The organism is Cytobacillus oceanisediminis (assembly GCF_022811925.1).
GTDB classification, from domain to species: Bacteria; Bacillota; Bacilli; order Bacillales; family Cytobacillaceae; genus Cytobacillus; species Cytobacillus oceanisediminis_D.
On record NZ_CP065511.1, the window covers coordinates 1,586,745 to 1,605,817 of the forward strand.

The window sequence follows — 19,073 nt, forward strand, 5'->3', positions numbered from 1 at the left end:
TATATTATACTAAAAAAGTGAATAATAAAATGAGGTGATGGGATTGAAGTTTGTTACTTTTAAGGATAGCACCGGAAGTGTGGCTGGTATATTAGACGACACCGGCACAAAGGTTCTTCCGCTGAATGCAGCTTTAGAAAAAATGGAAGGCAAAAGTGATTTGCCAGCGACTTTGAAGGAATGTATTGCCTTAGGGGATAAGTTCATTGAAAAGGTACATAGTTTAAAAGATTGGCTAAGCATCAATCCTGGCAGGGAAGAACTCTTCCGCCCGCTCGCTTCTGTTGCATTGGAAGCCCCGATTCCCCGTCCCGATAAGAATATCTTTTGTGTAGGCAAGAATTATGCCGAGCATGCAATTGAAATGGGAAGCAAAGAAGACATTCCTGAGCACATAATGGTCTTTACGAAATCGCCAACAACGGTAATAGGACCTAATGAAACGGTATTAAATCATAATAATGTTACAGCAGAGCTGGATTATGAAGGAGAGCTTGCCGTTGTAATCGGAAAAAAAGGACGGACTATCCCAAAAGAAGAAGCACTGGAACACATCTTTGGCTATACGATTATTAATGATGTAACAGCTAGGGATCTGCAGTCCCGCCATAAGCAATTTTTTATCGGTAAAAGCCTGGATGCCACATGCCCGATGGGTCCATGGATCGTCCATTCATCTGCTGTTGAAAACCCGAATCAGCTTGATATTCAAACAAAGGTAAACGGAGAATTGAGACAAAGTTCAAATACTGAAAACTTTATCTTCCCAATCGAAGAAATCATCTCGGTCCTGTCAAAAGGCATGACCCTTGAGCCGGGAGATATTATTGCTACTGGAACTCCTGCAGGTGTAGGCAAAGGCTTTAAGCCTCCACGCTTTCTTCAGCCGGGAGATAAAGTGGAAATTACAGTTGAAAAAATAGGAACTCTAACAAATTCTATAGAAAAATAAAAAGGTGGCCTGTGTATAAAAGCACAGGCCTTTACATATTAATTTAGATTATCAGATTGTCAATGAGATATATCACATATTGCCTTAAATAGTTCACAAAGTTATCCATATTGAGATCTTTGCAGCACCATAATTTTAGGATTTTCTATTCCAATATGGTATGATGGTATCGAATTTTACAATAGGAGGCACTGGAATGATACATGCCCATATAACAACATGGTTTTTGGCACTAGTTTTATTTATTATTGCCCTTATGATGCATAAAAGCGGCAAGCAAAAAGGTTTAAAAGTCGTTCACATGATCTTGAGACTGTTCTATTTGCTGATTATTGGAACAGGGGTTTGGATTTTAAGCAGCCTTAATAGCATCGACCTTCTTTATGTGCTGAAGTCCCTGGTAGGCATTTGGGTTATAGCTATGTTTGAAATGATTATTATCCGTACTGTCAAAGGGAAAAAGACGTCTATTTTATGGGGGCAGTTTGTTGTTGCTTTAATTCTGGTTTTATATTTAGGCTTTGTTAAATTGCCATTAACATTTATGACGTAAATAAGGATATTTTTTGAGAAAGCTGCCAAAAAGGCAGCTTTTTCTAATTTTGTCATGTCATGACTTCACTAAATATGGTAATTTAAAAATATAACTAACTATGTGATAAAAATTAGAAATTGGAGCCTCAGCCGTACAAGGAGCGTCCCTTTTAGCGGGTAACTGGCATTTTTCTAATGATCTTACTATGATGGTGGGTTTATATGGCAAAGACAATTTCATGTTTATATAAGAATACTAGCCAGCTGAATAGATTTATAGACTTGAATGAATTGGATGAATACCCCAATTTGCTTGTGCAGGTTTTTACAGGAAACCCTGAAAGTCTATATATCGCGAAACTTCAAAAAGAACTGGCAGAAAAGCTTCCATTTGCACATATAGCAGGCTGTTCGACTTCTGGTGAAATTTATAAAGGCCGCATAACGGAAAAACAAACAGTGATCTGCTTTACTGTTTTTGAAAAAACAGAATTAAAATCTTTCCTTTTCAACAGGAGTGATTTTAAGGATAGTTATGAAATGGGCAAAACCTTGGCACGGGAACTTGCTATCTTCAATACAGAAGCTGTAATCATTTTCCCTGCAGGGTTTGATGTGGATTCCACTGACTTGCTGGAGGGGATAAATGAAACCTATCCGGATATTGTGATTTCAGGGGGCCTTGCGGGAGATAATGGTTTATTTCAGGAGGGCTTTTCTTTTACTCAAGGTGGAATCACGTGCGATGGGCTTGCAGCAGTTGCTCTTCAAAGCGGCCATCTTTCAGTCCGTCCGTTTGCAAATTATCAGTGGCAGGAGATCGGAAAAAGCTTTACTGTTACAAAGGCCGAAGGATCTATCATCTATTCTTTAGATCATAAGAAGCCCTTAAATATTCTAAAGCACTATTTGGGAGAGGCTTTTATTAAGGATTTGCCGGAATCAGGTACTGAATTCCCATTCCTTTTAAAGTACCGCGGGGAAAAAGTATCCGTTTTTATTATTAAATCACTCGGAAATGGTGCTATTAAAGTAAACAGAAGGGTTGAAGAAGGAGACACACTCACGTTTGCTTATGCAAATCTGGAAGACATCATTGAGCGGTCTTTACAGGAATTAAAAGAGCTTGACCATCTAGCTCCTGAAAGCATATTTATATACAATTGTATGGCCCGAAAACAGTTTGCAAGAGATTTTACGGAAAAAGAACTGGAAATGTTCCAGGGGATTGCCCCAGCGAATGGGTTCTTTTCTTACGGGGAAATATCTTCCCGAAAAGGCGGAGTTCCGCAGATGGTCGGACATTCTCTTACATATCTTGCTCTATCAGAAAATAGTGCTGAATCAAAAAAGAATCGGCCAAATTTATATACTTATGAAAAAACGGCCCAATTTAAAACGATTACTTCTTTGACTCATTTAATGCATGCTTCTCAGGATGATATTAATGCATTAAACAGCAGTTTGAAAATGTCTGAACAATATTATAAATCTCTGTTTGATAACAATGCAGATTTTGTTTATTCAACCGATTTGAAGGGGAATTTCACAAGTGTTAACCCTGCATTCGAGAAAACTTTTGGGTACAGACGGGATGAAATAATCGGAAAAACAGCTCTTTCATATGTTCGTGATGGGGATGTGCAAAGGGTCAGAATGCATTTTTATCGGGCATTAAGAGGGAAAGAGCAATATTATAACGTTTATATCGATACAAAATCTGGCGAAACAAATCTTTTTCAGCTGAAAAATATTCCGATTACTGTTAATGGGGAATGTGTAGGCATTTATGGAATTGGCAGAAATATTACAGAACAGAAAAAGATTGAAGAGAAGATAACAGAACTGGCTTTTTTTGACCGGGATACAGGGTTGCCAAATAGAATGAAGTTTACCGAACAATTGGAAATGCAATTAAAGAGAGCCAGAAAAAAACAGAAGAAAATTGCAGTTCTTTCTATTGATATTGACCGCTTTAAAATCATAAATGACAGTCTGGGGCACTTTGCCGGGGATATGGTGTTAAAGGAGATTTCCGAAAGAATAGAAAGGGTTCTGCCGTCGGGTTCTTATTTGGGAAGGTTCAGCGGGGATAAGTTTACTTTGGTATTATCAAGGGAAGCAACTATCGAGAAAGTTATGAAAGTATCCAAAAAGATATTAGAGAAAATATCCCATCCTATATCTCAGTCGAATCAGGAATTTATTGTCACTGCCAGCATTGGTGCGAGCCTGCATCCAGATGATGGGTCCGATGAGCATTTGCTGCTGAAAAATGCGGATATTGCCACGAATCGCTCCAAGCAACAAGGAGGAAACAGGGTCACCTTTTTCTCGATGGAAATGAATCAGCAGGCAATGGTCAGACTTGAGCTTGAAAGCTACTTAAGAAAAGCTTTGCAGAAAAATGAATTCTATTTATGCTATCAGCCCTTAATTGATCTTGAAACAGGCAATTTATACGGAAGCGAAGCCCTGATCCGCTGGAATCATCCAAAACTTGGCCTTGTTTCACCCGGTGAATTTATTCCTCTTGCAGAAGAGACTGGTCTCATTGAGGATATCGGCGGCTGGGTATTGCGGTCGGCTTGTAAGCAGAATAAACGGTGGCAAATGCTTGGCTATGAATCTCTTTCCATCTCTGTGAATGTATCGGCCTATCAATTCCAGCAGCCGGGATTTCTTCAAGAAGTTAAGATGGCATTGGAACTTTCCGGTATGGAGCCGCAATATTTAACATTGGAGCTGACGGAGAGCACGATGCTGAGAAATGTTGAGTACAGTATACAAGTTATGAAGTCGCTGCAGGGTATAGGAGTCAAAGTATCCATTGATGATTTTGGCACAGGCTATTCTTCTTTAAGTTATTTAAAGGACCTTCCAATCAATACATTAAAGATCGATCGGTCGTTTATTAATAATCTGCGATTAAACACATCCGATGTTGCCATTGTAAAAGCCATCATCACCATGGGGCACGGGCTTGCCGTGAAAGTCGTGGCAGAAGGGGTGGAAACACAGGAGCAGATTGAGCTTTTAAAAGAATTAAAATGCCATTATGCACAGGGCTTCTATATTCATAAGCCGCTTATGACCCGTGAGTTTGAGGAAGGCTTATCTAAATATGCCCAAACGCACAGCTAGAATAAAGAAACAGCAGCACCGCCATTAAAGGCAGGCTGCTGTTTTTTTCATGAAAATAGTATAAGATTTTGAACGTCGATAACTGTCTAGCTCCAGCGCCTACCCCCTCGAGGTCACAAGCCAAGCCTCCCAAAAAGGCAAAGGACGCCTTTCCGTGAGGCTCGTCTTGTGCTTGTCGGGGGTGGTCAAGGCGCTTCCGCTTTTCTTATGAAGAAATTTTTTCAATAACCATCCTTTTTCCGCTGTTTAAGGTAAATTCAAACCGGTCACTCATTTTTTCATAATAGCAAAAATGGTGCTGTACATTGCAAATATGATCCTGGTTATCAAAAACGATGAAGTTCACACCGCTTTTCCTGTCCTTATCATTGAAAAATGCCAGCTGGTTATAGCAATAAATGCAGTCATAAACCGAGAATTGCATGGAATTTAAAGTGGTTACGAACTGGTAAAAAGCATCATCATTCATTTCCTCCAGTAATCTCTCGAGGGAGAAAACAAGATGTTTTCGGATTCGGATCGAGTCCTGATTCTTCAAGTGAAATATTTCATCATCAAAGGCCACTTTGCCATCCTCGAATAAAATGCCTTTCTTCCAGCGTTTAAAGCGGAATACTTCCATTTCCTGATGGAGGAATTCATCCAATAATGATGCTTCATCTGTTTCATTGTCGAAAAAAACCCATTGTTCATTAATATACTCTACAGTGCCTTCTGTAAAAGCACGGGATTGATATTCAATAAGCTTTGTTCGCTGCTGTCTATTCATATAAAACCTCCATTAACTTCCTCAACTTCTTTTTAGACAGTTTTGGCGATTTTTATAACCGCTGTATGTGGACAATTAACTTTTTTCTAGGCTGTGCATACAATAGCATCATGAAAAATGTGCCCATGCGATTCCGCTTTGAAAGGATGATGTAAAGTGTGTGGAATTACCGGCTGGATTGATTTCCAAAAGGATTTGAGAAAAGAAACGGCAGCAATTGGCAAAATGGCGGATACGCTGGCAAAGCGGGGTCCAGATGAAACAAACATATGGACAGATGTGCATGCTGGATTCGGCCATAAAAGGTTAATCGTTGTAGACCCGGCAGGCGGAAAACAGCCAATGTCTAGGGGAAAATATCAAAACCGCTATACTATTTGCTATAATGGAGAGCTTTATAATACGGAGGATCTCCGTAAAGAACTCCTTATAAAAGGATATTCGTTTGATGGCCATTCTGACACTGAGGTTTTGCTGACTTCTTATATAGAATGGGGAAAAAATTGCCTTCAATATTTGAATGGCATCTATGCTTTTGCTGTATGGGATGAGAAGAAAGAACAATTATTTATAGGCAGGGACCGTTTAGGGGTAAAACCTTTATTTTATAGAGAAACGAAGCAGGGCATTATATTTGGATCTGAATTGAAAGCCATTTTGGCCCATCCTGATGTTAAGGCTGAAATCGGGAGGGAAGGCCTGGCAGAAGTCTTTGGACTGGGGCCATCAAGGTCCCCGGGTTCAGGAGTTTTCAGAGGCATTGATGAATTAAGGCCTGCACATGCGCTGACGTTTTCAAGAAATGGACTGAAGGTATGGCGTTATTGGAATGTGAAAAGTGCGCCTCATGAGGATAACGTTGAGGAAACTGCTGAACGAGTCAGAGAATTGTTTACGGATGCTGTAACAAGGCAGCTGGTCTCGGATGTCCCGTTATGCACGTTCCTATCCGGCGGTGTGGATTCGAGTGCGATTACAGCTATTGCGGCAAAAGCTTACGAAAGAGATGGAAAGGGCCAGTTGAACACTTATTCGATAGATTATGAGGGAAATGAGGAGTTTTTCAAGGCTAATGAGTTTCAGCCCAATTCAGACGGAGCATTTATCCAAAAGATGTCCCAGACCTTTAATACGAGACATAACAGCTGTATAATCACCCAGCAGCAGCTGGCAGAGGATTTAATCGAATCCGTGCATGTAAGGGATCTTCCGGGCATGGCTGATGTCGATTCCTCCCTGCTATGGTTTTGCAGGGAAATAAAAAAGGATTTTGTTGTAAGCTTATCAGGGGAATGCGCGGATGAAATATTTGGCGGCTATCCATGGTTCCACAGAGAGGAAGACTTAAAGCGCAAGGGCTTCCCATGGATGAGGTCGCTCGAAGCCAGACAGGGTCTATTGAAAGAAGATTGGAGTAAGAAACTAAATATTCATGAATATGCCATGGAAAAATATCTTCAGGCAATCTCTGAAACCCCTGCCTTAGACGGGGAAAGCAGGGCAGACGCAAGCAGGAGAGAACTTTTCTATATTAATATGATTTACTTTATGACGACCCTATTGGACCGTAAAGACAGAATGAGTATGGGGGCGAGCCTTGAAGTCCGGGTGCCTTTTGCTGACCATCGCCTGGTGGAATATGTTTGGAATATTCCTTGGGAGATCAAAATGCATGGAAACCGCGAAAAAGGAATCCTGCGCAAAGCACTCGAAGGCATCCTGCCGAATGAAGTTTTATACAGAAAGAAAAGCCCGTACCCCAAAACGCATCATCCGGAATATACGGGTGCAGTCCAAAAGATGCTCACTGGATACCTGGAAGACCGGTCATCCGCTCTGTATGAATTCTTTGATTACAGCCAGCTGAAGAATATAATTGAATCGGGCGGTGACTCATTCCAGAAACCATGGTTTGGGCAGCTCATGACTGGGCCTCAACTGTTAGCACACCTTGCACAGATTCATGTTTGGTTTAAAGACTATAATATAAATATTGCAGAATGAAAAAGCAGCGGCAGTCATTACTGCCGCTTTCCTTATGGTTTTATAGAATATGTCTGCAGGGGGCTGCAGTTTTTATTGTTTAGACAGCTTTTGAAGACACGAACGACTTGTTAACCCAGACTCTGGATCTCCAGCGCCATAACATGAGCAATCCTCTAAGCCATTCATCGGCAATAAAGGCGATCCAAATGCCGGCAAGACCCAGTCCAAAATGAATTCCAAGAACATAGGAAAGGGTGACGCTTACGCCCCACATGGACAGGATCCCCATATAAACGGGGAATTTTACATCGCCGGCTGCACGGAGGGAGTTAATGACGACCAAATTAAACGATCTGCCGGGCTCCAGGAGGATGGTCAGAAGAATGAGAACACTGCCAACCTTTATGATGTCTGGATTAGAAGTGAATATGCCCATCAATTCTTCTGAGAACAAGGAGAAAAGAACGGCAGTTCCGAACGAAATCATGATGGCAAGGCGCAGGCTTTTCATGCACCTTTTATAGGCTGCCTCGTAATCCTTTCCACCTACCATATGGCCAATCAGAATTTGAGTGCCCTGGCTGATGGCGACACTGAAAAGGAAAATGAACATCATAATATTTTGTGCATAAACTTTTGCAGTCAGAGCTTCTGTACCCAGAGCAGCGATGAAAATGGTAATGACCATTTGCGACCCATTATAGGATAAATGTTCTCCTGCTGAAGGGATCCCGATTCTTAAAAGATTTTTGATATGTTCCTTTGGAAAGCGGAAAAGTAAGCGGAACGGAAGTGCTTTTTCTGTTCTTCTAAGCAGGACGGCGACAGCAGCAGCAAATCCGATCAATCTGCTGACGACAGTGGAGATGGCCACTCCTTCTACACCCAATACAGGAAAACCGAATGGGCCAAAAATGAATAAGTAATTGCCTATAACATTTAAAATGTTCATGCCGATGGTAATGTACATAACATCTCTGGTAAATCCATAACTTCTGATGATGGCTCCAATTGTCATAATTAATGCCTGGACAAAGGAAAAGCCGCCAACGATGACCAAGTAGGCGTTTGCCTGGTTTAAAAGTTCCTCCGGCAAATCCATCATCCGAAGCAGCGGTTTGCCTGATGCGAATAGAAGGATACTTAAGATGATTCCAAATACAAGGTTTGCCCCTAAGGAGACAATTGAAATTTCAGCAGCTGTTTTATTATTTTTTGCGCCTAAATTTTGAGCGATAAGGATGGAGGTCCCAGTTGCAACAAATCCAAACATGACGATCACGAGCGAAAGGATCTGATTTGACACACCGACTGCAGCCACGGATTCATCCGAATATTGCGAGAGCATAAGCGTGTCAGCATTCCCCATAAGCATGTGAAGCAATATTTCTATAAAGATCGGCCAGGTTAATGCAAATAATGTCAATTTTTTCTGGTTCTTAGTCATGGTTATTCTCCCTGTTTGTAAATAAATTTTCATGTAAATAGGAGGGGCCGACGACAATGTAAAACTGAAAAAAGAAAAGCCTTAAGGTCTTGCCCTTAAGAACTTTCCTTATTCCATCAGGTTCCCTATTTATTGAAGGTGACGGGGAAGGACAGGACTTCAAACCCCCATCCATCAAGCTGAACTTTAAGGTTCTCCGCTTCTGCTGCAAATTCTTCGTCTGTAAGCATATTCGTAATCTTTACACCCTTCAGCGGATAAGGCAAAGTAACTTCCGCACTTTCATCCGCAGGATTGGCGAGCACAATGATTGTTTTAAAATCATCGTATTTGCGATAGGCAACTATATTAGAATCTGTTTGAATAAATTCAAAATGGCCTTCATTTGCCAGCAGCTTTTCTTCTTTCCGCAGCTTAATAAGCCTTTGAATATGAGAATGCAAATCACGATCCTGTTTTTCCTCATCCCATTCCATGCATTTTCTGCAGCCTGGATCCATTTCACCGCTGAGCCCAATTTCATCCCCGTAATACAGGCATGGTGAACCCATAAAGGTAAATAAAAGTGTATAAATAAGTTTTACCCTATTTTTATCATCGTCACATTCCGTTAAAATTCTGGGTGTATCATGGCTTCCGACCAGATTGAATGCAGCTTCATAGACATTGGCCGGATAGCTGTGGATTTCAGCGGTCATATTATTGGCGAATTCAGTTCCGGTAATGGATTTTTTTGCAATTAAATTAAGCAAGTTGGTGGTAAAAGGATAATTCATGACAGCATCAAACTGGTCTCCGCGCAGCCAGGGCATGGAATTGTGCCAGATTTCCCCTAATATATAGAGATCTGGCTTAATTCGTTTAACAGTCTGCCTGAATTCACGCCAGAACTGATGGTCAACTTCATTGGCCACATCCAGCCGCCAGCCGTCAATATTAAACTCTTTAATCCAGTAACTGGCCACTTTGAGCAAATATTTTTTTACCTCGGGATTATTTGTATTCAGCTTTGGCATCTGCTCAACAAAAGCGAAGGTCTCATAATTAGGGTACTCCCCGCCTTTTAGCGGGAAACTATGCGGATGGAACCAATCTTTATATTGTGATTTTTCTCCCTTCTCAAGCAAATCCTGAAAAGGGGGAAAGTAGTACCCGCTATGGTTAAAAACGGCATCGAGCATCACTCTAATATCCCGTTTATGGCATTCTTGAACAAGTCTTTTTAATGTATCCTTTGAACCGAACTGGGGATCAATTTCCAGATAATCTATTGTATCATATTTATGGTTGGAAAATGCCTTAAAAACAGGCGTGAAATAGATGCCGGTAATGCCAAGGTCATGAAGATAATCCAGATGTTCAATGACACCTTCAAAATCACCGCCAAAAAAGTTATCCTTAGAGGGATGTTCACTGCCCCAGGGAAGAACTCCTTCGGGGTCATTGCCTCGATTCCCGTTAGCAAATCTTTCCGGGAAAATCTGATACCATACCGTATCCTTCACCCAGGTAGGAGCTTTAAATACTTCTTCAGGATGCAGATATGGAAAGTTGAAATAATAACCTGAATCAGAAGGAGCCTCCTCGTAAAAACCTTTTTCAGTCAAGATTAATTCTTCTTCACCAGATTTTAATTGGAAGCCGTATCTGGATCTTCTATATGGCGGGTCAATATAGACATGCCAATAATCATGAATGCCATCAGATCCGGATTTCTTCATATCCGTTTTTTCATACTGCCATTTTCCATCCGCCCAAAAATATTGGTCACCGTGTATTAATGTGACTTCAGAAACATCATCTTTCTTTGTTTGCAGTCTAATATGTAAGGTTTTCTTGTTGATAGGATAAACATAATGATCAGCAGGATAATGTATGATAGCTGCCTTTTCCATTGAAATTCCCCTTTCAAAAGTGCAATCGCTTGCATTATACCATATGAAAGAAATGAAAATATAGAAGAGAAATGAGTATCAATCTTTTAAAATTAATTTTCGCTTAAAAATATTTAGAAAAAGTAGTTGTAAAAGCCCAAAAACCTTGTATAATAAAAATTAGAAATTGTGCAATCGTTTTCATTAAGCGGTTTCATTGGGTAATAGTTTAAGTGAACGCTCATTTTTTTAGAAATAGATTAAAGCGTTTACACTTTTGTGCAAACGGTTGTACTTTTTACATTACTCAACAGATCTATTTAAAGGGGGCAATATCATGAAAAAGTCACTATCTTTCTTTATGATGCTGGTATTAGTGATCGGAATGCTGGCAGCTTGCGGTCCTCAGCGTGAGGCACAGCCGGAAAACACAGATAAAGATAACGGCACAGGCGAAAACCAGGCTGAAGAGCCAAAACCGGAAAAATTAGTAGTATGGGAAGACACAGATAAAGGCGTAGCTTTAAAGCCTGCCATTGAGTCTTTTGAAAAAGAATATGGAATTAAAGTTGAATTTAAAGAGTTGGGCATGGCAGATAAGATCCGTGACCAATTAAGACTTGATGGACCTGCCGGAAATGCACCTGACGTTGTTACACTTCCTCATGACCAAATTGGCCAGGTTGTAACTGAAGGTCTTCTTCAGGAAATCCAGGTAGAAGACAGCGTTCTTGATACTTTCACAGAATCATCCATCACTGCTCAAATGTTTGACGGAAAACTATATGGTCTTCCAAAAGCAACTGAAACACCAGTTTTCATCTATAATAAAGCATTAATGGAAAAAGCTCCTGAAACAATGGATGAGCTTTATACTCAAGCTAAAGAATTGACGACTGGCGGACAGTATGGATTCCTGGCTCTATTCGACAATTTCTATTTCGCACACGGACCTATTGCTGGCATGGGCGGATATGTTTTTAAGGAAAATGACGGTGCATTAGACCGTGAAGATGTAGGCTTAAACAACGAAGGCGCTGTTGAAGGTGCAGAGTTCATTCAAAAATGGTACGGTGAAGGCTTATTCCCTAAAGGAATCATCGGGGAAAGCGGTGGAGCAGCAATGGATGGCCTATTCAATGAAGGAAAAGCTGCTTCTGTTATGAATGGTCCATGGGCACTTCAAGGTATGAAGGATGCAGGAATTGAGGTTGGCGTTTCTGTAATGCCAAAGCTTCCAAACGGTGAGCCTGTTAAAACATTCATGGGTGTTAAAGGCTGGCATGTAACTGCATTCACTAAAAATCCTTATTGGGCAACAAAATTTGTTGAGCATATAACAAATGAAGAAAACTCAAAAATCCGTTTTGAGACAACTCAGGAAATCCCTCCTGTAAAATCTCTTATTGAAGACCCTGTAATTGCAGACAATGAAGCTGCAAAAGCAGTTGCTGAGCAATCTCAATATGCTGTTCCAATGCCAAACATTCCTGAAATGGCTGAAGTTTGGGGACCGATGGCCTCTGCACTTCAAACAATTGCAACAGGAAAAGCGGAGCCAAAAGCAGCACTTGATGATGCAGTAAAAACCATTAAAACAAATATTGAAACAAATCACCCTGCCAAGTAATTCTTGACAGACAAAGGGCGGTACCTTCCAGGAGGTATTGCCCCTCATTTTTATAGAAAGAAAATAGAAGCGGCAGAGGCCGCTTTCCTGTTCCTCTTTAAAGCAACCGTTTGCACAAAAAAGACAGCCACTATTATTTTGGAAATGAATTATAATAATAGAAAATACTTTCTCCTATAAAGAAAGGGGAGGCCACAGCCATATGGACGCAAAAAAAATGACATCCAAACATGGAAGAAATGCTGCTCTATTATCCATCCTGCCTGGGTTTGGACAGTTTTATAATAAACAGTTCGTAAAAGGTGCCATATTCTTAATACTTACGGTTTCGTTCTTTGCAGCATTCTATGACACACTCAATTGGGGATTCTGGGGACTTATTACACTGGGGGAAATTCCAGTTCTGGACCACTCGATTTTTCTCCTGATTGATGGAATTATCGCACTGATTGTAACAGCATTGGGACTTATCATTTATGCTTTCAATATTTATGATGCATATAATAATGGAAAAAAGCGTGATTTGGGTCTGAAATTAAACAGTGTAAGAGAACAGTACCACAATCTCCTTGATAATGGTTTTCCATACTTAATGATATCACCAGGATTTTTTCTCTTAGTTTTCGTTGTTATTTTTCCTATCTTATTCGTAGTTCTTCTTGCATTTACAAACTATGATCTATATCATTCTCCGCCTGCAAAACTGGTAGATTGGGTTGGCATTCAGAATTTTATCGATATCTTCAAGCTGGATTTATGGAGAAAAACCTTCTTTGGCGTAATGGGCTGGACAATAGTCTGGACTTTCGTAGCTACCACTTTGCAGGTAGCTCTGGGTATTTTCCTGGCAATTCTTGTTAACCAGAAGGATCTTAAAGGGAAAGCGATTATCCGAACAATCTTCATTCTCCCTTGGGCAGTGCCGGCATTTATTTCGATCCTGATTTTCTCAGGCATGTTCAATGAGACATTCGGTGTAATTAATAAAACGATACTAGATGCGATTGGCATCGGTCCCGTTCCATGGATGACAGAGGAAAATTGGACACGTTTAGCATTAATTTTTATTCAGTCATGGCTTGGATTCCCGTTCATTTTTGCCATGACAACAGGTGTGCTGCAGTCCATTCCGGATGAGCTTTATGAAGCTGCAACAGTTGATGGTGCAACGATTCTGCAGAAATTTTCAAAGATCACTCTGCCGCTGGTTCTTTTTGCAACAGCACCCATAATCATTACTCAGTATACATTCAACTTCAACAACTTTAATGTAATCTTCTTGTTCAATGGCGGGGGACCGGCCATTCCGGGCCAAAATGCCGGCGGTTCGGATATTCTTATATCATGGATTTATAAACTGACAATGACTTCTGCCCAATACGGCAAAGCAGCTGCGGTTACCATGATCCTGTCACTCATTGTCATCACGGTAGCTCTTTGGCAGTTTAGAAGAACAAAATCATTCCAAGAAGAGGATTTGATGTAGTTATGAGCATGAAGAAAAATAAAATAATCCGGCTGACTTTTTCATATGTAATCATTGCCTTAATGAGCTTTATTGTGATTTATCCGCTTTTGTGGGTAGTGGGTTCTTCCTTAAATCCAGGCCAAAGTTTGTCGGGATCCACAATGTTTCCTGAAAATCCGACATTAGATCATTACAAATATCTTTTTGATTCAGATAAGTCCAATTATGTTAAATGGTACTGGAATTCTTTGAAAATAAGTACATTGACCATGATATTAACGGTTATTACAGTATCCTTCACTGCGTACTCATTTTCACGTTACCGCTTTATCGGAAGGAAAAATGGATTATTAACTTTCCTGATACTGCAAATGATACCTAACTTTGCAGCACTTATTGCCATTTTTGTATTAGCGACAAGAACTGGTTTAATTGATACTCATCTTGGATTGATCCTTGTGTATGTCGGCGGACAGATTCCAATGAATACTTGGCTGATGAAGGGCTATCTCGATACGATTCCGAAAGAACTTGATGAATCTGCGAAAATGGATGGTGCGAGCCATCTGCGTGTCTTCTGGCAAATTGTTATGCCGCTCGCAAAACCAATTGTTGCGGTAGTTGCCCTATTTTCTTTCATTGCTCCTTTTGGGGATTTCATCCTTGCCAGAATTTTATTAAGAACAGATGAAAAGTTTACAATGGCTGTAGGATTGTATGAAATGGTTGCGAAGCAATTTGGAAATGAATTTACAAAGTTTGCAGCTGGCTCTGTTTTAATTGCGATTCCGATTGCTGCACTGTTCCTTATGTTCCAAAAATACTTTGTATCTGGTTTGACGGCAGGGGGAACAAAAGGCTAATCTTAAAGGGCTGAAACTTTACTGGCCGCTGCAGTCTGCGAACTTGATTGCAGTCTCTCAGCGGCTTGAAAAATGAAGGAGGAGCGGCGATGAAAAAAGGAATCATAACCTTCATCTTAATCCCGTTTCTTCTTTTTTATGCCCTGCCGGCAGGAGCAGCTGAAAAAGAAGAGCGTAAATGGCAAGATGAAACATTTTATTTCTTAATGGTTGACCGATTTAGCAATGGAGATCCAAACAATGACTTTAAAGTCGATGTTCAGGACCCAAAGGCTTATCATGGCGGAGATTTTAAGGGGATTACAGAACGCCTGGATTATATTAAAGATATGGGGTTTACCGCAATTTGGCTGACTCCCGTTTTCGATAATGAAGAGAAGGGCTATCACGGTTACTGGATTAAAGATTTTTATAACACGGAAGAACACTTTGGCACGATGGATGAGTTCAAGCAGTTAGTCCAGGAAGCTCACAAAAGAGATATGAAAGTGATTTTGGACTTCGTAGTAAATCATGTGGGCTCCAACCATGAATGGGTTAATGACCCCGGGAAAAAGGATTGGTTCCATGAAAAAAAAGATATCGTGAATTGGACGAATCAATCTGAGATTGAAAATGGCTGGATTTATGGACTCCCTGATTTAAAGCAGGAAAACCCTGATGTACAAAACTATTTAATTGATGCAGCAAAGTGGTGGATCGAAGAAACGGATATTGACGGATATCGTCTTGATACCGTAAAGCATGTTCCAAAATCATTCTGGACCGATTTCGCCAAAAATGTAAAGTCAGTTAAAGAAGACTTTTATTTGCTTGGAGAAGTATGGTCGGATGATCCTAAATATATTGCCGAGTATGAAAAAACCGGGATAGACGGCTTTGTTGATTATCCTTTACATGAACATTTAAGAACTGCCTTTGCAGAACCTGACAAGCCGTTAAGCTGGCTTTTTACAAACTGGGACCGAAATAAAGCATTTTATGAAAATCCCTATCTTATGGGAAGCTTCATGGATAATCATGATACTGTCAGGTTCACCCGGGATGCCATTACAAAAAATCATCATCCGGGCCCAAGATGGAAACTTGCATTAACATACATGTATACCTCACCTGGGATTCCGATTGTCTATTATGGAAGTGAAATAGCCATGGATGGCGGTGAGGATCCAGACAACCGCAGACAAATGGATTTCCGTACAGATAAAGAACTGATAGATTATATCGCAAAACTTGGGGAAGTTAGGCAATTGCTGCCATCTTTAACAAGGGGCGACATGGAACTGCTGGAAGAAAAGGACGGTTTTGCCGTTTATAAACGGACTTACAAAGATGAAACAACGGTGATTGCGATCAATAATTCAACAAAGTCACAGAAAGCGGTACTTGAATCCTCTCAATTAGAAGAAGGAAAAGAGCTTCGCGGCATGATTGCTGATGATCTTATCCGAGGTAAAGACGGCAAGTATGAGTTAATCATTGACCGGGAAGAGGCTGAAGTATATGTTCTGGCAGAAAAATCAGGATTGAATATTCCGCTGATTGCAGCCCTCGCAGCAGTTTATTCAGCCTTTATGATTTTTATCTATCTTTTATGGAAGCGGTCAAAAAAGAAGAAATCCGAGTAATTTTGGCTTTAGAGCCTCCCCTTCTTCCTATGCCTGTTAACTGTTTAAAAAAGGAAAGAAAATCAAACCTGTTTTGATTATAATATTAATAACAGAGACCTCACGGAGAGGGTGATTCTATTGGCAGTCACAATTAAAGATGTAGCAAAGATGGCAAAAGTTGCGCCTTCTACTGTTTCAAGGGTAATTGCCAACAATCCTCGCATCAGCGAGAAAACCAAGCAAAAAGTCAGGGAGGCAATGGAACAATTAGGATATCATCCGAATTTTATTGCCCGAAGCCTTGCAAGCCAGTCAACCCGCGCAATTGGACTGATAATGCCCAGTTCTACGGATGTTGTATTTCAGAACCCCTTCTTTCCAACTGTCCTTAGGGGTCTGAGCGAGGGAGCTCATGAAAGGCAATATGCCCTCCATATGACAACCGGGAAAACGGATGATGAGATTTATGAAGGTGTTGTCCAGATGGTACAGGGCGGCCGGGTAGATGGAGTGATATTGCTGTATTCAAAAGTGGAGGATAAAGTTCTGGCCTTCTTAAAGGAAAGGGATTTCCCATTTGTTGTTATAGGCAAGCCTTTTTCAGATGAAGAAGAAATCACTTACGTGGATAATAATAATTTCCGTGCAGCCAAAGAAGTAACGGAATACTTGATTAAGCTTGGCCATAAGCAAATTGCGTTTGTCGGCGGAAACTTGAATCTAACCGTTACAGTTGAACGGCTGCTTGGCTATGAAAAAGCATTAAGGGATGCTGGCATTGAGCTGGTAAATGAATATATTGTTCATGAAGAATTCTTAAAAGAAGGAGGCCAGGAAGCTGTCAGAGGACTCATTTCCCTGAAAAAACCTCCAACCGCCCTTGTCGTTGCCGACGACTTAATGGCATTGGGTGTCTTGAATACGTTGGATGAATTGGGTATAAGAGTTCCTGAAGATATGTCTATCATCAGCTTTAATAATGTGCTGTTGGCTGAAATGTCCAGGCCTCCTCTAACTTCTGTCGACATCAATATATTCGATCTGGGATTTGAATCTGCACGAAGCCTAATTTACAGAATTGAAAACCCGAGGGAGCCTGTAAAGCGAATTATTATTCCTCATAAAATAATAAAACGCTGCTCATGCAGCAGTCCAAATAGTGAAGAGCCATTGATTATATCTTAAAAAAAGGGAAGCCTACTTTAGGCTTCCTTCTTCGTTTAACCATTTACAATTGTGCCGCCATTTACATGAATCATCTGGCCGCTCACATAAGATGAATCATCACTGGCAAGATAGACATAGGCCGGAGCTAATTCATAAGGCTGTCCTGCTCTGCCTATTGGAGTATTTGATCCAAATTTCGATACCTTATCCGCGGTGAATGTAGACGGAATAAGCGGTGTCCAAATAGGTCCAGGAGCAACTCCATTTACCCGGATTCCCTGTTCAGCCAGCGATTTGGCCAATGAGCGTGTAAAGGAGACAATCGCACCTTTTGTTGAAGAATAGTCGATTAGCTGCTCGTTGCCTTCATAAGCTGTTATGGAAGCAGTATTGATAATTGAGCTTCCTTTTTTAAGGTGAGGAAGTACTGCTTTTGTCAGATGGAAGAATGAAAAGATGTTTGTTCTGAATGTTTTTTCAAGCTGTTCAGCAGTGATATCAAGCAGGCTTTTTTGAGGATGCTGCTCGGCTGCATTATTAACCAGTACATCGATTTGACCAAATTTATCAAGTGTTTTCTTGACTGCATCCTTACAGAATGTTTCGCTTCCGATATCACCGGAGATCAGCAGACAGTCCTGTCCCTCAGCCTGAATGGCCTCTTTAGTCTTTTCTGCGTCTTCATGTTCTTCCAAATAGACAATTGCCACGCTGGCTCCTTCTTTGGCAAAATAAATGGCGGCTGATTTTCCGATGCCGCTGTCTCCGCCTGTTATTAAAACAACTTTTCCTTTTAATTTATCAGACCCTTTATAATTTGGATCAACAGTTTGGGGCTCAGGCTGCATTGGCGCCTCTGTGCCGGGCTGATGATCCTGATGCTGAGGCGGAAATTCCTTTGGATTGTTTTGAGTATTAGACATTACGAAATCCCTCCAAATCATTAATACTCTTTTAATTCCATTTTATTATGGTAAAAAAACATGGAAATTATTTGCATTGCTCCATATAATAGATTCTAAAAAAGAGTGGGGGAGCAGAATTTGCAAATTCGTACAGCTTACAAAAAGGATGCAGAAGCAATTTTGGAACATTGCCGGAAGGCTTTTGGGGAAAGCGATTTTTTAATGACTGAATCCGAAGAATTTAATATGACAATTGAGGAAGAGGAAGTATGGATTGAGCAGAGCATTCAATCCGGGGACCTCATTTTATTAGCGGAAATTGACAATGAAGTGATTGGGATGCTTAATTTTAGGCGTTCGCAAAGAAAGAAGGTGCGCCACCTTGGTTATTTTGGGATTACGATTCAGGAAAAGTACTGCAATCAAGGACTTGGCGGAAAATTGATGAACCATTTCCTTAAATGGGCGGAAGAAGAGCCCGGTTTGGAAAAAGTTTGCCTTGAAGTCTTTTCCTACAATGAACGTGCTATCCACCTATATAAAAAATTAGGATTCCTAGAGGAAGGCCGAAAAATTAAGCATATTAAGAGAACGGATGGAACGTATGCCGATGAATTAATGATGTATAAATTTGTGAAGCAGGTAGGGGATTAAGGTGTGTTGAGTGCAAAGGTGCAAATCTGGGAAAGGACGACGCATTAGCAGTGAGAATGACGCAAAAAAA

The 19,073-nt window shown here is 40.6% G+C and carries 14 protein-coding genes; 10 read left to right on the forward strand and 4 right to left on the reverse strand.

What is annotated here, in order from left to right; all coding sequences use genetic code 11:
• Positions 1 to 43: 43 nt before the first annotated feature.
• From IRB79_RS08265 to IRB79_RS08275, 3 genes are all read left to right on the forward strand, one after another.
• Positions 44 to 952, forward strand: a complete 909-nt coding sequence (locus IRB79_RS08265; RefSeq protein ID WP_243508030.1) for a fumarylacetoacetate hydrolase family protein — start codon at positions 44 to 46, stop codon at positions 950 to 952.
• A gap of 196 nt (positions 953 to 1,148) precedes the next feature.
• Positions 1,149 to 1,505, forward strand: coding sequence for a YisL family protein (locus IRB79_RS08270; RefSeq protein ID WP_009331275.1), 357 nt, complete (start codon positions 1,149 to 1,151; stop codon positions 1,503 to 1,505).
• A 203-nt stretch (positions 1,506 to 1,708) separates the two neighbouring features.
• Positions 1,709 to 4,630, forward strand: a complete 2,922-nt coding sequence (locus tag IRB79_RS08275; RefSeq protein ID WP_243508031.1) for an EAL domain-containing protein — start codon at positions 1,709 to 1,711, stop codon at positions 4,628 to 4,630.
• A gap of 205 nt (positions 4,631 to 4,835) precedes the next feature.
• On the opposite strand, the gene IRB79_RS08280 is transcribed toward IRB79_RS08275, so the two are convergent.
• Positions 4,836 to 5,399, reverse strand: coding sequence for a DUF2777 domain-containing protein (locus IRB79_RS08280; RefSeq protein ID WP_243508032.1), 564 nt, complete (start codon positions 5,397 to 5,399; stop codon positions 4,836 to 4,838).
• 156 nt (positions 5,400 to 5,555) lie between these two features.
• On the opposite strand from IRB79_RS08280, the gene asnB reads away from it, so the two are divergent.
• Complete coding sequence (asnB, locus tag IRB79_RS08285) at positions 5,556 to 7,403, forward strand: asparagine synthase (glutamine-hydrolyzing) (protein ID WP_243508033.1); 1,848 nt, start codon at positions 5,556 to 5,558, stop codon at positions 7,401 to 7,403.
• 79 nt (positions 7,404 to 7,482) lie between these two features.
• Here asnB and IRB79_RS08290 read toward each other — a convergent pair whose 3' ends face one another.
• Together IRB79_RS08290 and IRB79_RS08295 are read right to left on the reverse strand one after the other, a co-directional pair.
• Positions 7,483 to 8,832: an MATE family efflux transporter gene (locus IRB79_RS08290; RefSeq protein WP_243508034.1), complete on the reverse strand. Its 1,350-nt coding sequence runs from the start codon at positions 8,830 to 8,832 to the stop codon at positions 7,483 to 7,485.
• Between the two features lie 125 nt (positions 8,833 to 8,957).
• Positions 8,958 to 10,727, reverse strand: coding sequence for an alpha-glycosidase (locus IRB79_RS08295; protein ID WP_243508035.1), 1,770 nt, complete (start codon positions 10,725 to 10,727; stop codon positions 8,958 to 8,960).
• 316 nt (positions 10,728 to 11,043) lie between these two features.
• Here IRB79_RS08295 and IRB79_RS08300 point away from each other — a divergent pair, with 316 nt between their 5' ends.
• The 5 genes from IRB79_RS08300 to IRB79_RS08320 all read left to right on the forward strand — a co-directional run bounded on the left by IRB79_RS08300 (position 11,044) and on the right by IRB79_RS08320 (position 17,462).
• The gene (locus tag IRB79_RS08300; RefSeq protein ID WP_243508036.1) at positions 11,044 to 12,336 is read left to right on the forward strand and encodes an extracellular solute-binding protein; all 1,293 of its coding nucleotides are present in this window, start codon (positions 11,044 to 11,046) and stop codon (positions 12,334 to 12,336) included.
• A gap of 202 nt (positions 12,337 to 12,538) precedes the next feature.
• Positions 12,539 to 13,822 carry a carbohydrate ABC transporter permease gene (locus IRB79_RS08305; protein ID WP_243508037.1) on the forward strand — a complete coding sequence of 428 codons (1,284 nt, stop codon included), beginning with the start codon at positions 12,539 to 12,541 and terminating at the stop codon, positions 13,820 to 13,822.
• Between the two features lie 2 nt (positions 13,823 to 13,824).
• Complete coding sequence (locus IRB79_RS08310) at positions 13,825 to 14,667, forward strand: sugar ABC transporter permease (protein ID WP_019381459.1); 843 nt, start codon at positions 13,825 to 13,827, stop codon at positions 14,665 to 14,667.
• A gap of 89 nt (positions 14,668 to 14,756) precedes the next feature.
• Entirely contained in the window at positions 14,757 to 16,295 is a 1,539-nt protein-coding gene (locus tag IRB79_RS08315; protein ID WP_243508038.1) for an alpha-amylase family glycosyl hydrolase, read from the forward strand.
• Between the two features lie 120 nt (positions 16,296 to 16,415).
• Positions 16,416 to 17,462 (forward strand): LacI family DNA-binding transcriptional regulator, encoded by a 1,047-nt coding sequence (locus IRB79_RS08320; RefSeq protein WP_243508039.1) that lies wholly within the window; start codon positions 16,416 to 16,418, stop codon positions 17,460 to 17,462.
• 35 nt (positions 17,463 to 17,497) lie between these two features.
• On the opposite strand, the gene IRB79_RS08325 is transcribed toward IRB79_RS08320, so the two are convergent.
• Positions 17,498 to 18,367 carry an SDR family oxidoreductase gene (locus tag IRB79_RS08325; protein WP_243508040.1) on the reverse strand — a complete coding sequence of 290 codons (870 nt, stop codon included), beginning with the start codon at positions 18,365 to 18,367 and terminating at the stop codon, positions 17,498 to 17,500.
• Between the two features lie 120 nt (positions 18,368 to 18,487).
• Here IRB79_RS08325 and IRB79_RS08330 point away from each other — a divergent pair, with 120 nt between their 5' ends.
• Positions 18,488 to 19,003, forward strand: a complete 516-nt coding sequence (locus IRB79_RS08330; RefSeq protein WP_243508041.1) for a GNAT family N-acetyltransferase — start codon at positions 18,488 to 18,490, stop codon at positions 19,001 to 19,003.
• Positions 19,004 to 19,073: the final 70 nt, after the last annotated feature.

Excerpts from the sequence above, each read along its gene's own strand:
- IRB79_RS08270 (WP_009331275.1), top strand. The coding sequence starts at position 1,149 with ATGATACATGCCCATATAACAACATGGTTTTTGGCACTAGTTTTATTT.
- IRB79_RS08275 (WP_243508031.1), top strand. The coding sequence starts at position 1,709 with ATGGCAAAGACAATTTCATGTTTATATAAGAATACTAGCCAGCTGAAT.
- IRB79_RS08280 (WP_243508032.1), bottom strand. The coding sequence starts at position 5,399 with ATGAATAGACAGCAGCGAACAAAGCTTATTGAATATCAATCCCGTGCT.
- IRB79_RS08290 (WP_243508034.1), bottom strand. The coding sequence starts at position 8,832 with ATGACTAAGAACCAGAAAAAATTGACATTATTTGCATTAACCTGGCCG.
- IRB79_RS08295 (WP_243508035.1), bottom strand. The coding sequence starts at position 10,727 with ATGGAAAAGGCAGCTATCATACATTATCCTGCTGATCATTATGTTTAT.
- IRB79_RS08300 (WP_243508036.1), top strand. The coding sequence starts at position 11,044 with ATGAAAAAGTCACTATCTTTCTTTATGATGCTGGTATTAGTGATCGGA.
- IRB79_RS08305 (WP_243508037.1), top strand. The coding sequence starts at position 12,539 with ATGGACGCAAAAAAAATGACATCCAAACATGGAAGAAATGCTGCTCTA.
- IRB79_RS08310 (WP_019381459.1), top strand. The coding sequence starts at position 13,825 with ATGAGCATGAAGAAAAATAAAATAATCCGGCTGACTTTTTCATATGTA.
- IRB79_RS08315 (WP_243508038.1), top strand. The coding sequence starts at position 14,757 with ATGAAAAAAGGAATCATAACCTTCATCTTAATCCCGTTTCTTCTTTTT.
- IRB79_RS08325 (WP_243508040.1), bottom strand. The coding sequence starts at position 18,367 with ATGTCTAATACTCAAAACAATCCAAAGGAATTTCCGCCTCAGCATCAG.